Annotated in this window: 12 protein-coding genes; 4 read left to right on the plus strand and 8 right to left on the minus strand. The window is 60.8% G+C overall.

Translation table 11 applies throughout. The annotated features are described in order from the left end of the window. Window positions 1-13: 13 nt before the first annotated feature. From HX793_RS29110 to puuE, 4 genes are all read right to left on the minus strand, one after another. Window positions 14-517 (minus strand): ureidoglycolate lyase, encoded by a 504-nt coding sequence (locus HX793_RS29110; RefSeq protein WP_016976354.1) that lies wholly within the window; start codon window positions 515-517, stop codon window positions 14-16. Window positions 518-644: 127 nt separating this feature from the next. Beyond that, complete coding sequence (gene alc / locus HX793_RS29115; protein WP_028617271.1) at window positions 645-1,640, minus strand: allantoicase; 996 nt, start codon at window positions 1,638-1,640, stop codon at window positions 645-647. 41 nt (window positions 1,641-1,681) lie between these two features. Continuing rightward, a complete protein-coding gene (gene uraD, locus HX793_RS29120) occupies window positions 1,682-2,197 on the minus strand; it encodes a 2-oxo-4-hydroxy-4-carboxy-5-ureidoimidazoline decarboxylase (RefSeq protein WP_177095443.1) in 516 nt (171 codons plus the stop codon). Then, entirely contained in the window at window positions 2,194-3,120 is a 927-nt protein-coding gene (gene puuE / locus HX793_RS29125; RefSeq protein WP_177095444.1) for an allantoinase PuuE, read from the minus strand. The genes uraD and puuE overlap by 4 nt, the downstream gene beginning before the upstream one ends. A 345-nt stretch (window positions 3,121-3,465) precedes the next feature. On the opposite strand from puuE, the gene uraH reads away from it, so the two are divergent. Both uraH and HX793_RS29135 read left to right on the plus strand, forming a co-directional pair. Beyond that, window positions 3,466-3,819, plus strand: coding sequence for a hydroxyisourate hydrolase (gene uraH / locus HX793_RS29130; RefSeq protein ID WP_177095446.1), 354 nt, complete (start codon window positions 3,466-3,468; stop codon window positions 3,817-3,819). 153 nt (window positions 3,820-3,972) lie between these two features. Continuing rightward, a complete protein-coding gene (locus HX793_RS29135) occupies window positions 3,973-9,075 on the plus strand; it encodes a dermonecrotic toxin domain-containing protein (RefSeq protein ID WP_177095448.1) in 5,103 nt (1,700 codons plus the stop codon). Between the two features lie 11 nt (window positions 9,076-9,086). On the opposite strand, the gene HX793_RS29140 is transcribed toward HX793_RS29135, so the two are convergent. The 3 genes from HX793_RS29140 to HX793_RS29150 all read right to left on the minus strand — a co-directional run bounded on the left by HX793_RS29140 (window position 9,087) and on the right by HX793_RS29150 (window position 11,682). Further along, complete coding sequence (locus tag HX793_RS29140; protein WP_016976360.1) at window positions 9,087-9,713, minus strand: LysE family translocator; 627 nt, start codon at window positions 9,711-9,713, stop codon at window positions 9,087-9,089. A gap of 13 nt (window positions 9,714-9,726) precedes the next feature. Beyond that, window positions 9,727-11,073, minus strand: coding sequence for an NCS2 family permease (locus tag HX793_RS29145; protein ID WP_016976361.1), 1,347 nt, complete (start codon window positions 11,071-11,073; stop codon window positions 9,727-9,729). Between the two features lie 177 nt (window positions 11,074-11,250). After that, on the minus strand, window positions 11,251-11,682 hold the full coding sequence (locus HX793_RS29150; protein WP_016976362.1) for a MarR family winged helix-turn-helix transcriptional regulator: 432 nt from the start codon (window positions 11,680-11,682) through the stop codon (window positions 11,251-11,253). Between the two features lie 81 nt (window positions 11,683-11,763). Here HX793_RS29150 and HX793_RS29155 point away from each other — a divergent pair, with 81 nt between their 5' ends. Together HX793_RS29155 and HX793_RS29160 are read left to right on the plus strand one after the other, a co-directional pair. Beyond that, window positions 11,764-12,930 carry an aminotransferase-like domain-containing protein gene (locus HX793_RS29155; protein ID WP_016976363.1) on the plus strand — a complete coding sequence of 389 codons (1,167 nt, stop codon included), beginning with the start codon at window positions 11,764-11,766 and terminating at the stop codon, window positions 12,928-12,930. 10 nt (window positions 12,931-12,940) lie between these two features. After that, complete coding sequence (locus tag HX793_RS29160) at window positions 12,941-13,543, plus strand: glutathione S-transferase family protein (protein ID WP_095017071.1); 603 nt, start codon at window positions 12,941-12,943, stop codon at window positions 13,541-13,543. 112 nt (window positions 13,544-13,655) lie between these two features. Here HX793_RS29160 and HX793_RS29165 read toward each other — a convergent pair whose 3' ends face one another. Further along, window positions 13,656-14,546: a LysR family transcriptional regulator gene (locus HX793_RS29165; protein ID WP_016976365.1), complete on the minus strand. Its 891-nt coding sequence runs from the start codon at window positions 14,544-14,546 to the stop codon at window positions 13,656-13,658. Window positions 14,547-14,566: the final 20 nt, after the last annotated feature.

Here is a 14,566-nt window from a genome sequence, read left to right on the forward strand (position 1 = left end):
ATCAGACCTTCTCTTATTGGTGGGGGGCGAGGATCAACCGCTCATCCTCTTTGAAAAAATGCTCATCGCAGTTATTGCCTGTGCCACTGCGATCAACCACCAGGAAGTCATCCCGCTTTTCGATCGTCAGCACCGGGTGGTGCCAGACGCCGCGATGGTAATTAATGCCCTGCCTGCCGTTGGTGACGAAGGCGCGGACCAAGCCCGATACAGGTTCATCGCCAAGTGGCGCGACCACGATCAGAAAGGGGTTGCCGAGCAGCGGAATGAAAGCCTGGCTGCCCAGCGGGTGTCGTTCCAGCATGCACACGGTCAGCGGCATGTCCTGCGCGTCGGCGCGGAAGATGCTGATGATGGCGTTGTCCTCTGGCTTGGCGGTTTCCACCGTTGCCAGTTTGTGGAAGCGCATGGTCGACCCATTGTTGATCATGAAGTGATCGCTGCCATCGGTTTCGATAACGTCTCCGAAAGGGGCGAAGGCTTCTTTGGTCAGGGGTTCGATCACTAGTGTGCGCATGGCTGTCTTCTTATCCGAATGTTGTGTTGTTTGTTCTGCCGCCATCGCGGGCAAGCCCGCTCCCACATTTTGATTTGTGAATACATTCAAATGTGGGAGCTGGCTTGCCTGCGATCGGGTTCACCGCTTACTTGGCTACTTTACCGAGGACCCGTAGGCGGCTCACACCACCATCCGGGAACACATTCAGGCGGATATGGGTAATCGGCCCCAGCGCCTTGATCTGCTCGGCAAACGTGTGTTCAGCGTGCATTTCCAGTTTCTGCGCCGGCAGCAGTTCGCGCCAGAACAGCGATTGGGTTTCGATCTGGCTGTCGGTGCCGCCCTTCACGAAGGCGCCCTGGATCGAGCAGGTGTCCGGGTAGTTGCCCTTGAAGTGCAGGGTGTCGACGATGATCTTCTCGATCTCGCCCGGATGGCCCAGCGCTACAATCACCCAGTCATTGCCTGGCGTGCGGCGACGTGCGGTTTCCCAGCCGTCGCCCATGTTGATGCCACGGCCTGGGTTGAGGATGTTGCTCATGCGACCGAAGTGTTCATCGGAGCACGCCAAGGCGCGACCGCCATTCAATGCGGCAGCCAGGTCGACCTGTTCGTTGTCACCCACCGAGGACCAGTCGCGGAACGGCACGCCATACACACGCAGACGGGCCACGCCGCCATCCGGGTAGATGTTGAAACGCAGGTGGCTGAATGCCTGGTCGTTGTTGATCTCGTGGTAGTGGTGGCTGTTGCCTTGCAGCTCGACGGCCGACAGCACTTCCACCCACTGGGTCTTGTCATCCGGCTCGCCCGAAGCCAGGAAGCAAGCTTCCAGGGAAGCCGACGGCGGGAAGTTGCCGGTGAAGAATGAAGTGTCAATGTCCACGCCTTTGATGCTGCCCGGTACGCCCAGGCGGATCACAGCGCTGTCGTAGCCTTCGAAGCGCTTGCGGCGCGACTCCCAGCCGTCCATCCACTTGCCGTTGTCATCGAAAACGCCCTCCTTCCACACGGCCGGGGTCGGCTGGAACAGGCGGTTGGCGTCGGCGAACCAGTCATCGGTGACGGAAATGATCTTGGTGCCCAGGCGGGCGTCGGCCAGGTTGACGAACTTTTCGAAAGGTACGGCGTAAGCTTTCATTCTTCTTGTCTGCCTTAAAGAGAGTGGCTGGGGATGGTCGTTTAGAGGGTCAGTAATCGGAACAACGCGATCTTGTTGATCTCGGCCAGTGCGCACTTGAACTCGGTGTCCACCGAGTTGTGGATGCGCGTTTCGAACGCGGCCAGGATCTGGTGCCGGTTGCTGCCTTTTACCGCCATGATGAAGGGAAACTTGAACTTGGCCTTGTAGGCATCGTTCAGCTCGGTGAAGCGAGAAAACTCTTCGGCCGTGCATTGGTGAATCCCCGCGCCAGCCTGTTCATCAGTGCTGGCTTGGGTGAGTTGGCCCTGGACGGCAGCTTTGCCGGCCAGGTCCGGGTGAGCGTTGATCAGCGCCAACTGGCTGGCATGATCGGCGCTCAACAGGATGTCGCTCATGCGCTGGTGCAGGGTTTCGATCTGGTCGATCGAATCATCCTGGCCCAGGTCGTAGGCCTTTTCGGCTACCCATGGCGAATGTTCGTAGATATCGGCGAAGGCTGCGACGAATGCATCGCGGCTCAGGGTCGACGGTTTCAAGGTGTGAAACGCAGTCATTTCGCGGCTCCCGTGTACGGGTGGGTGTCGTGCCAGTGACGGGCAATGTCCACGCGACGAGTGAACCACACCTGTTCGTGACCTTTGACGTATTCGATGAACCGCTTCAACGACGCCAGGCGCGCCGGGCGGCCGATCAGGCGGCAGTGCAGGCCAATGGAAAGCATCTTCGGTGCCTCGGCGCCTTCGGCGTAGAGCACGTCGAACGCGTCCTTGAGGTATTCGAAGAAGTCATCGCCCTTGTTGAAACCCTGCACCTGGGTGAAGCGCATGTCGTTGGTGTCCAGGGTGTAAGGGATTACCAGGTGCGGCTTGCCGGTGGGGTTGTTGGGTTCCCAGTAGGGCAGGTCGTCGTCGTAGGTGTCGCAGTCGTAGAGGAAGCCGCCTTCCTCCATTACCAGCCGGCGTGTATTGGGGCCGGTGCGGCCGGTGTACCAGCCCAGTGGGCGTTCGCCGGTCAGCTCGGTGAGGATGCGGATAGCTTCGAGCATGTGCTCGCGTTCCTGGGCCTCGTCCATGTACTGGTAGTCGATCCAGCGGTAACCGTGGCTGCAGATCTCATGACCGGCCTCGACCATCGCACGGATTACATCCGGATGACGCTGGGCGGCCATGGCCACGGCGAAGATGGTCAGCGGGATATCGAATTCTTTGAATAACTTGAGGATGCGCCACACGCCGGCACGGCTGCCGTATTCGTACAGCGACTCCATGCTCATGTTGCGTGCGCCTTGCAGCGGCTGGGCCGAGACCATTTCCGACAGGAAGGCTTCGGACTCTTTGTCGCCGTGCAGGATATTGCGCTCGCCACCTTCTTCGTAGTTGAGTACGAAAGACAGCGCAATGCGCGCCTTGCCCGGCCAGTGGGGGTGAGGAGGGTTACTGCCGTAACCGATCAGGTCGCGTGGGTAGTCAGCGCTCACTGCAGTCTTCCTTCTTGTTCGTCGTGATAGCGATGAGTGATTGTATACAACTTATCGCGCACTTTGTAAGCCTACATTTCTGCATTTTTTCTGCAGGGCTCTAGATGAATGGTGTAGCAAGAAACTTGCCTGGTTGGTCAGCTAATGGACAAAAGGTTGTTTAAAAGCAAGGATTACTCATCGATTGTGCCCTTGAGCAATGGCGGCAGGTAGATCCAAAGGTTTGTGATTTTTATTGTGTACAATTTTTTTAAAAAGTGTCTTAATCAGCCATCGCCGGCTTTTTCGTTGCCCTGAAAAAGTGCGGATCACTCTTCTACTGACTATGGGAGGCGCGTAGACGCCATGGGACGTTTGACCACACACGTTTTGGATGCCGCACACGGCTGCCCCGGCAGCAGCATCAAGGTTGAGTTGTACCGCGTCGAAGGCGCGCAGCTGGAGCTGGTCGCCACCGCCGTCACCAACAACGACGGTCGTTGCGACGCGCCCTTGTTACAGGGCGATGATTACCGCAGTGGTGTGTACCAACTGCAATTCAGCGCCGGTGACTACTACCGCTCCCGTGGCGTGCAGCTGCCCGAACCGGCCTTTTTGGATGTGGTGGTCCTGCGCTTCGGCATCAGCGCCGAACAAGATCACTACCACGTCCCGCTACTGATTTCGCCCTACAGCTACTCCACCTATCGCGGTAGCTAGCGTCACCTCGCTTCACACCCCCAAAGCTCTTCGTTGGTTTTTCGCCCGCCCACACTGCGGGCTTTTTTTCGTCTTGGTCTCAGGTCAACTATCTACCTCACCCACCGTACGTCGTTTACCTAGCCTCTGGTTTTCATTGCCAAGGAGGCATTCATGAGCACGGCATCCGACACAGACGCCCGGCCAGCAGACGGTGATGCCATCCGTTCCGGCCTGGCACAACGCATCAATCGCAGCGCCCATCCCAGTCTGCTGATCAACGACTTGCACGCTGCCAGTACGCGTAGCGAGATGGCTGCCAAGCAACTCACCCGCTTGCTCGAACGAGCCCCACGCATTCCCTGGATGATTCGCAGTGCACTGCGTGATGCTTTTGGCGTGGACCCGGATACCTTGCTGCTCAAGGTCCCGGCGCAATTGGAGGGCGTCCCTCAAAGTCGGGAACTGGTCGAAGCGAGTTTGGCTGTTCTGGCCGGGCAAGGCACGGACGACAGCCCACTGGCCTGTACCCGCGATTGCGTGTCTTATGAGGCGCTGGGCAAGGTGTTGGGCGACGATTGGCCGGCACGTATCGACGCTGCCAACGCGGGCTATTGGAAGGGGCTGGCGCCTGAGTCCTGGCGTTCGCGCCGCGACCGTTGGCGTGAACTGTATGCGCACTGGTTCGCCGACCAGGCACTGCTCGCCGAGGGTGTCGGCGAGCTGTCGGAGCAAGGCCTGGCCATGGCCCACGGTATTGCCGAGGCACCCACACGCCAGGCGCGATCGCAGGCAGGCGGGTTCTGGAACGACTTGCGTGTGTCGCCCTTGTTTTGGCCTGGTAGCCATAGCGTGCCACTGGCGGGTGCGCTGCTGATCTCTCGTGTGGGCGACCCACGCCAGGTGGTGTTTCTGCCGGGGTTGGAGCGTGTGTTTCACGAGTTCGATGCTGTGGGCTCGTTGCAAGAGCGTTTGCCCGAATTGCTGCGCAGCCATGTGGTGCAGTTGTGGCAACGCCTGCCTTTGCGTCGTCGGCACGTGCTGGATGCGGGCCAGGCGGCATTGACGCTGGTTGCGCCGGTACCTCTTCTGAGCGATGCCTTGCACCACAGCGCCGATAGCCTGATCGACAACCAATGGCAAAACGAACGGGATTGCGTCTTACAGATCAACCTCGCCTGGTTGTACCCGCGCGATGCCACACGGGGTGCCCATGGCCCGGCCCTCGAACGTATACAGGCACTGGAGCGAGAGCGCCGTCGTTGGCATCGGCGGCGCCCGTTGCTGCCGATGGCGCTGGAGTACCTGCGCGACTGGGACCAGCAGCGCTGCCAGCGGCGCATCGCGTTCGCCAGCCTGGCGCCGGACCTTGCGATCAATATTCGGGAAGCCAAGGTCCGTCGCCACGAGCAGGCCATATTGGCGCTGCTCGACGCGCAACACCTCGACCTGGATAGCGCCGCTTATGGAGAGTTCGTTGCGCTGCATGAGCAATGGCTAGCGCAGCGGGCAGCCGCCTCGGCCGTGATGGACGGGCATGCCCATCGACTCTGGGATGTGACCTTCTGGACGCATAAGGCTGTGGGCCAGCTGTCGCGGGCAGGTCAATTGCTGCAGGCGCGCGAACAGGCAATGGCGAGCGAGGCGCAGTTGCAACACCGGCTTACCTTGCTCAGTGCGCGTCAATTGCAGTTGGTGCAGGAAGTCCTTGGTCAACCGTTGGCGAGCGCCAGAGGCCTCAGTGATACACGTGTGTTGGGGGTTGCCCTGGCGAGCGGGCAGCGTTTGGCGGGCGCGCTGGTCATCACCACCGCCCAGGCGCTCGAGCAACCGTCGCGCGAACAACCGGCTCTGCTTTATGTGCCGGGTTCACGGGGAGGCCTGCAGGGGTTCGATTCCCTGGCGGCTGTGTCCGCAGGCCTGGATGCCAGCCTTAAAAGCATGGAAGGTCCCGGTATATGGCAAGCCATCCCGCGCCTCGAACGCCCTCAGGCGCTGACGCATATTCAGGCGTTGGCGGTGGATGAGTCGATTTCGGTGGTGTACACGGTGATCGAGGGGCACGCCTTGAAGGAGGCGATACCGGCGCAAGTACGCGGCTTCAACGTGCTGGAGCAGCAAGTGGCAGCCGGCGAAGCAGTGTTCAGTGAGCTAGCGGACCCTGCATTGGCCAGGGTTTTGCTCGCTGATGAAGCCGTCGACTGTTTACAAGTGCCACCCAGTGACGCACGGGTGCATGCGCTGGCCAACCTTCAGGTGTTGCGTCTGGCGGCGGCTGACGCTCGGCAGTCACCGGCCTGGCTGGCCCAGGCGACAACCGTGCAACGCAGGCGTTACCGGCGCCTGAAAACCCAAACGCTGAACGCCCGGCATGCTCTTGAAGAAGGGCTGCTGGCACAGCTGCCGGCACTTGAGGCATTTGCTCGCGATGCCTTGACTGCCCGGTTGAAATCCACCGGCCTTCACCCCGCCGTAGACATTGACCGACCGCTGCTGGACGTGCCCGATGACGTCAGCACGCACTGGGAGGGCCACCCGCAACGTCCGGTCGGCGAGTCAGGCATCAAGACTGTGGTCAGCCAGGCGCGCACTCAATTCAGCCTGTTGCAACTGGCGCTGCACGGCCTGGACAGCGATGCGCCCTGGGCCATGCAGCGCTTGCGTCATGCGCGCTATCTGGACGCCACCTGGAAAAACACACTCACGCCTGACTACTTGCTGAAGATGATTGCCGAGCTGGACCTGGGAGGGCGCTACCAGCGTTTGATCGCCCGCACGTTTTATGGCGAGAGCGGCGAGTCGACGGGATTGCGGCCGGTGTTGCTGCGGGCATTCCGCCTGGGGCTGCAACTGGACCTGTTCACCGCCATTGGCGCCGGCCTGAGTGAGGCGGGGCAACGGCTGTTCAACGTAGCCTTGAGCGCAAAATCGGCTGCCGACTTGCAGCGCGATGGGCATCAGGTACAGCTGCGTTGTGTACGGCTGGAAGGGCTGACGTTGCCGCACCCTCGGCATATCGCTGGGGTGGTGGTGATCGTTGATCAGGCCAGTGGCCGATGCCTGGTGTATTGGCCGCAAGCCACGACGCATCAGGCATTGACCGAGTATCACGATGTAGCGACGGCCCAACAGGCGTTGATTGATCTTGCGCAGGTCCCGGAACTGGCACTCAACGTAGCGCCGGGTTGGGAATCCCAAGCCTTAGCCAGTTATCCCGATGGCCTGAGCCGGCAGGGCGAACGGATCAACTGGGCGGCTGTGTGGGAGGCCTGGAGGAATTGGAGCCTCGCCGGGTTCGCGCAGGACTTGCACGCCTGGTTCAGCAGTTGGCGTGCATTGCCCGCCAAGCAGTTGGTTGAGATAGAAGCTGAAATCAACGAGCAACGCGCCCAGGCGCCCCGTGGTTGGCTGGGCATCACGCTTACCGACAGTCATGACCTGCTGGCACTGCTGGCCCACTCCCGGGTATTGGCGGTGCAGCGCCAGGCCCGCAGCGAGTCCAATAGCCAGGAAGAGCTGCAAGCGTATCGAGCGTGGCGGTTGGGTGAGCAGGCTGATGTGCGCGTGCGTGGGTTGTTGTCGTTCGTGCCGGGTATTGGTCTGGGTGTGAAGCTGTATGAAGTGTTGCTGGCGGCTCGCCAGGTGCATCAGCAGGCGACACGGCACAGTCTGTTCGAGTTGGTCGTCAGTGTGCATCAGGCACTGTTCGAAATGGCCTTGACCTTGAGCCCGGTCGCTAGCGCCCGGCTCGGGCGTGGCGCAGGTCAGTTACTGGCGCGCCAGGCGCTTGGCCAATTGCATCGCCAACAATGGAGAGTGGCGGGTGGGCGCTTTTATATGCGCAATGTAGCGCCTGGTCGCCCGCTCAAGGGGCTGGACGATTACCGCCTCCCGAGCCTCCTCGACAACGCAGTGCCCTTGCGTGGGCGCAACGAGGGCACGTATGCCCGTGCGGGTGAGCAACGGGTGGCGAATGGTGTTGAGACTTACGCCGTGTACCGGCGACCCGGGGAAGACGCATTGCGCCTGAAAAACCCTTTGACGCCCGGGGAGAATGAGCTGGTGCTGCACATTCAAGAACCCCGGCAATGGCTATTGGGTGCCGATGCACCCGCGCCGCAACCCGGGCCGAGTACAGCGCGTTGGCGGCCATGGGGCAACACCGCGCCCGGTACGGGTTGGGCGCCGCCGACACCGATGGCGCAGGCGACACACACTCGGGCAGTGCTGGGCACCCAGGGTTGGCAAGCCTGGGGCCAGGCACTGAGCCCAGACGTTACCCAGGAATTTTCAGCCTCCCGCCGCCTCTACCGGGTGAGCGGGGACCGGCCCTACGACGCACTGCAACTGGGTAACAAATACTACGAAGTACTGCCCGGCGGCCTGAATGCGCCAGACGATGTGGTGTTTGTTACCCGGAGCCGCCCATTGGCACAAAACGCCCACGACGACATGAGTCGATGGCTGGCGGGTGATCGCAGCACGCAACCGATCCCGTTTACCCACGGTGCCGACGGGCTGTGGACGCCACGCCAACCGTTGTTCGACCGACCCCTGACGCAAGCGCTGGGCGCGGCTTTTCCTGGCCTGACCCAGGCCAGTCGCCGTTTTGCCGCGCAACGCTTGGTGGAACTGGCGGACACCAGCCGTTCGATGACGGCCACCCGCCTGCTGAACATCCGAGCGACGCTGGATGACTGGCTGCCACCTGCTCCCGGCATCGCGGGGCAAACCGATGACCTGTTGCGTATGCTTCGGCCGGTGACACCGACATCAAGGACGTCCATCTATCTGGGGTTCGATGGCGTGTCGCCGGGGTTTGAGCGGGTGGATTTCCTGGTGCCGTTCACGCTGGACGCTTCGCTGCGTACCCCGGGCGCCGTCATTGCGCCAATGGCCAAGCCTTACGCGATGCAGCGTGCGGTCGAACAGGTGTTGGTACGCCAGGGCTTCATCGTGGAAAAAACCCACAAAAGCAACTCGATCAAACTGCACAATCTTGTCGCGACGCACCCCAAGTCCAGCAACGTCTATTTTTTCCTGACGCGCTGGACGGACTCTCCCAGCGTACAAATGAGATCCGGCAGTGGTATGCAGCTATCGGATGCCTGGTTCCAGGCGGGTAGTCGTGCCCAATGGTCGGGTCAACGCAGCGCCATGTCGCGTGTCACGACGGCCCTCGCGCAGGGACGTTTGGTCAAAGTGCTGGCGGGGATCCAGCACGATGCCAACTCACGGACGTTCACGGTGTATTTCGTCAGGCTCACAGGGATCTGAGCACAGCAACCTCAGCGACTGAGCAGCGACGCCGCCCCAGCGCCGCTGAACAAGGCGGCGCTGACGCGGTTGAACCAATTCTGGCCTTTGCCGCTGCGCAAGTACCGCGCAGCGCCATGGGCGCTCAGGCCGTAGGCGAGCTTGCAGAGCAGGTCGAGTACGGTCCAGGTGACGATCATCACCAACAGCTGCGGGAGAAAGGGTTGTGCACCATTGAGAAACTGCGGCAGGAAGGCGGCAAAAAACAGAATGTCCTTGGGGTTGCTGGCGCCCAGCACAAACGCACGACCAAACAACGTGCGAAAGCGTGGGGTGGCGACAGCCTGGGGGACCACGGCGCCTTGCGCCGGTTGACGCGATTGCTGCCAGCTCTGCCAGGCGAGGTAAAACAGGTAGAGCGCGCCGACAATCTTCAAGGCGCTGAACAGTTGCTCGGAAGCCAGTAGCAGAGCGCCCAGGCCCAGGGCCGAGGCGCTCAACAGGCAGATCGAGGCAAACACCCCACCGAGAAACGCTGGATACGAACGGCGCAGGCCGAAGTTGAGACTGTTGCTGATCATCAGCAATGACAGGGGCCCTGGGATCAGGATCACCACCAATGCCGCGCCGCTGAACAGTAGCCAGGTTTCCAGGTTCATCCGTTACTCCTTTTTATAGAAATATGAATTTGGCGATGAAGATCGCGCACAGCACCCACAGGCTCACCGAGATTTCGCGGTACTTACCGGTGCCGGCCTTGAGTGCCACATACGTGATGAAGCCCAGGGCGATACCGTCCGCAACCGAGAACGTCAGCGGCATCATGATCGCCGTGACAATCGCCGGAATGCTGTCCGTGGCTTCATCCCAATTGATGTGCGCCATGCTTGCCATCATCAGCATCGCCACGTAGATCAACGCGCCAGCGGTGGCGTAGGCCGGGATCATGCCGGCCAGCGGTGCAAAAAACATCGCAGCCACAAACAGCACGCCCACGGTCACGGCGGTGAGCCCCGTGCGACCGCCAGCGGCCACGCCAGCAGCACTTTCCACATAGCTGGTGACCGGTGGCACACCGACCATGGCACCAAACACACTGGAGGCACTGTCGGCCTTCAATGCACGGGAGAGGTTATCGATCTTGCCCTCGGCATTGACCAGCCCGGCCCGTTGCGCGACGCCCATCAGTGTACCCGCAGTGTCGAACATGTGTACAAAAAGAAATGCGAATACCACGCTAATCATGCTGACATTGAATACACCTTTGATGTCCATGGCCATCCAGGTTGGCGCCAGGCTCGGTGGTGTAGACACCATGCCGTTGTAATGCACCAAGTCCAGGCCCCAGCCAGCCAAGGTGACGGCGATGATGCTGATCAGGATCGCGCCGAACACCCGGTGGTAGCTGAGGATGGCGATCAGCAGAAAGCACACGGCTGCCAGCAGTGGCGCGGGTTCGTGCAGCGAACCGAGTTTGATCAGCGTGGCCGGGCTGTCGACGATGATGCCGGCGGTTTTCAGGCCGATCACCCCGAGGAACAGGCCCACGCCCGCGCCCATGGCATGGCGCAGGCTGACGGGAATGCTGTTGAGCAACCATTCACGCACCCGCGAGAGCGTCAGGCCCATGAACAGCACGCCCGAGATAAATACCGCGCCCAGCGCGGTTTCCCAGGTGTAGCCCATGGTGCCGACCACGGTGTAGGTGAAGAACGCGTTCAACCCCATGCCCGGCGCCAGGCCTACCGGCCAGTTGGCGTACAGACCCATCAACAGGCAACCCAGCGCGGCGGCGATACAGGTGGCGACGAACGCCGCGCCGTGGTCAATGCCGGCGTCGGCCATGATGTTGGGGTTGACGAAGATGATGTAGGCCATGGTGATGAAGGTGGTGAGGCCGGCGATCAGCTCGGTCTTCACTGTGGTGCCATGCAAGCTGAGCTTGAACAGGCGTTCTAGCCAACTGTTATTAGGCGGGGCGATGTCCAGCGTAGGGGCTTCGGATTTGCGGCTATCCACAGCGAGTACTCCTCAAGAGTTTTATTGTTATTTCCAGCGCCGGTCACGGATGTGGGCAACAGCGCTTTGAGGTACTGGCGGGTTTTGTTGACCAATAGGTCAGGAACTCGCACGAGGCGAATTATGCTTTTGTATACAAATAAAGCAAATAATGTTTTCGAATAGCGGTGTGAAGCGCTAGTTCGCGCTCAATGCCTGATTGACAGCCAGCCATCCGGCTACCGCTTCTTCGCCGGCCTCGCTGAACGCACGTTGCAGCAGTTTCACCTGTTCACGGCGCAATGACTGTTCGAAACGCAGGCCTTCCTCAGTCAATTCGAGCAGGCGTTTGCGCTTGTCGGTCTCGGACGCAACGCTGTTCACCAATTGCATTTCCTGCAATTGGCGCAGCGGAATGTTCAGTGCTTGTTTACTCACGCCGAGCAATTCCAGCAGTTGTTTCACGCTCAAGGCCGGGTAGCGCGCGATAAAAAACACAATGCGCTGATGCACCCGGCTCAGGCCACGGCGCTCAAGCATTTCGTCGGCCTTGGCGGTAAACGCCTGGTAGCCGAAGAAGAACGCTTCCATGGCGGTTTGCTGGGCGGTGGGGTTTTTAAGGTCAAGCATATTGACGTATCCGTGTGAGTCGTCGTAATTTCGGTCAACCAGTTTGACGTATTTTCCACAGGCTTCGCTACCGGTGACCTTATGGCCTTCTCTGAACGTGTTACGCGCCTCAAAAGCTCCTTGATCCGTGAAATCCTCGCGGCAGCCCAGCGCCCGGAAGTGATGTCGTTCGCCGGTGGCCTGCCGGCCGAAGCCATGCTGCCCGCGCTGAACTGGGACGACATGCCCCTCAACATCGGCCAATACGGCATGAGCGAAGGCGAGCCACAGTTGCGCGAATTGCTTGCCGCCGAAGCGCGCGCACTCGGCGTGCCGTGCCAGGCCAGCCAGGTGCTGGTGGTCAGCGGTTCCCAGCAAACACTGGACCTGGCGGCCAAGCTGTACATCGACAAAGGCACGCAGATCCTGCTGGAAGGCCCGACCTACCTGGCCGCGTTGCAGATCTTCCAACTGTTCGGCGCCGATTGCCTTACCGTGCAACTGGAAGCCGATGGCCCGAACCTGGCCGCGTTGCGCGCCAACCTCGAACGCCATCGCCCGGCGTTCATCTACCTGATCCCGACGTTCCAGAACCCGTCGGCCGTGCGCTACAGCGAAGCCAAGCGCGAAGCCGTCGCCGCGTTGCTTGATGAATTCGGCGTCACCCTAATCGAAGACGAGCCCTACCGCGAACTGACCTTCGACGGCGGCAGCGCCAAACCCATCGTCGGGCGCCTGAAAAAAGCCAGTTGGATCTACACCGGCACCGTGTCCAAGACCCTGTTGCCCGGCCTGCGCGTGGGCTACTTGATCGCCAGCCCGGACCTGTTCCCGCACTTGCTCAAGCTCAAGCAATCGGCCGATCTGCACACCAATCGTGTGGGCCAATGGCAGGCGATGCAGTGGATAGGCAGCGAAAAATACCAAAGGCATCTTGTGGAACTGCGCAGTTTTTACCGCCAGCGCCGCGATGCATTCCAGGCTGCGCTAGAGTGTCACTTCGCTGATCTGGCCGACTGGCAAGTGCCCCAAGGTGGATTATTCTTCTGGCTGACCTTGAAACAGCCACTCGACACCCGCACCTTGTTGGCGCAAGCGCTGGAGCAGAACGTCGCGTTCATGCCCGGTGAACCGTTCTTTTCCGAGCCGGACCAGCATCACGGTTCGTTGCGACTCAATTTCAGCCATATCGACCCGGCCCGCCTCGACGAAGGTCTCAAGCGCCTGGCCGCGGTGGTCCGTCAAGCACAGCACGCGCAAGCGGCATAAGGGGAGCCCCATGTACAAGGTTTATGGCGATTACAAGTCGGGCAACTGCTACAAGATCAAATTGATGCTCAGCCTGCTGGGCATCCCGTATCAATGGATCGATGTGGACATCCTCAAGGGTGACACCCAGACCGCCGAATTCCTGGCGAAGAACCCCAACGGCAAGATCCCCGTGCTGGAACTGGAAGACGGCACCTGCCTGTGGGAGTCCAACGCGATCCTCAACTTCCTGGCCGATGGCAGTGAATTCCTGCCGTCCGAGCCGCGCCTGCGCACCCAAGTGCTGCAATGGCAGTTCTTCGAGCAGTACAGCCATGAGCCGTACATTGCGGTGGCGCGGTTTATCCAGTTTTACCTGGGGCTGCCCGAGGATCGCCTGGAGGAATACAAGAAGCTGCACAAGGGCGGCTACAAAGCGCTCAAGGTCATGGAGCGTCAATTGCAGCTCACGCCGTACCTGGTGGGCGATCAGTTCTCCATCGCGGATGTGGCCTTGTATGCCTACACCCATGTGGCGAATGAGGGTGGTTTTGAGTTGGAGGCTTATCCGGGTGTTCAAGCCTGGTTGGCGCGAGTGGCCAGCCATCCCAAGCATGTGGCGATGCTCGACTGATAGCGCGGTCAAAAATGTGGGAGCGGGCTTGCTCGCGAATACGGTGCGCCAGTCAGAGATGCTCTAGCTGAACTACCGCTTTCGCGAGCAAGCCCGCTCCCACACTTAAGCTCTATGTTGTGCCAGGTAATTTTTCAGTGAGCAGGTCGAAACACCGCTGCGCCGCCGGGCTCAAGCCCATTGCGCTGCGACTGATCAACCCGATCTCCCGGTTCACGCCGGGATGATCGATGTGGATGCGCCTCAACCCCTCCAGGCTGTCCGCCGCCGATTCCGGCAGCACACTGATTCCCAGCCCCTGGCGCACCAGGGCCAACACCGTGGACATGTAGTTGGCCTCCATCCCGGCGTTCATTGTCAGGCGCGTCTCATCGAACAGCGCATCCACTTGCTCGCGCACGCTGCTGTCGCGGCCGGTGAGGATGATCGGCTGGTCGGCCAATTGTTCCAGGGTCAGTTGGCGATGGCGGCTGAGAGGATGGTCCACCGGCACAAACGCACACAGGCGATCATTCAACACCGGCACGAATTCCAGGCCATGGCTGAGCCGTGCACGCACGCCGATACCGAAATCCACCTCGCCGGAGCGCACCTGGGCATGAATGCGATGGGCCACCAGGTCATGCAGGCGCACCTCGATTCCGGCAAAGCGCTCGCGAAACAAGCGTAGAACCGGCGGCAAACTGCCGGCGCACACCGAGGGCAGGGCGGCGATGGTGACCACGCCCCGGCGCAGGGCGGCGAGGTCGCGGGAGCCGGTGACGATGTTGTCCAGGTCCAGCAGCAGTTTTTCCATGGGGCCACGCGCGTCCTGGCCGGCGGCGGTGATGCTCACATGGCGCGGACTGCGGTCGAGGAGGGCGACGCCAAGCCAGTCTTCCAGTTGCTGCACCTGCACCGTCAGCGCCGAAGGTGACAGATGCAGCTCATTGGCAGCCTTGGTGAAGCTGCCGGTGCGAGCCACTGCTAGAAACGCCTGAATGTGTTGGATACTGTTCTTCATTTTGTTTTTCCGAACACTAG

Origin of the sequence: Pseudomonas reactans, assembly GCF_013387025.1 — a bacterium.
Lineage (GTDB): Bacteria > Pseudomonadota > Gammaproteobacteria > Pseudomonadales > Pseudomonadaceae > Aquipseudomonas > Aquipseudomonas reactans.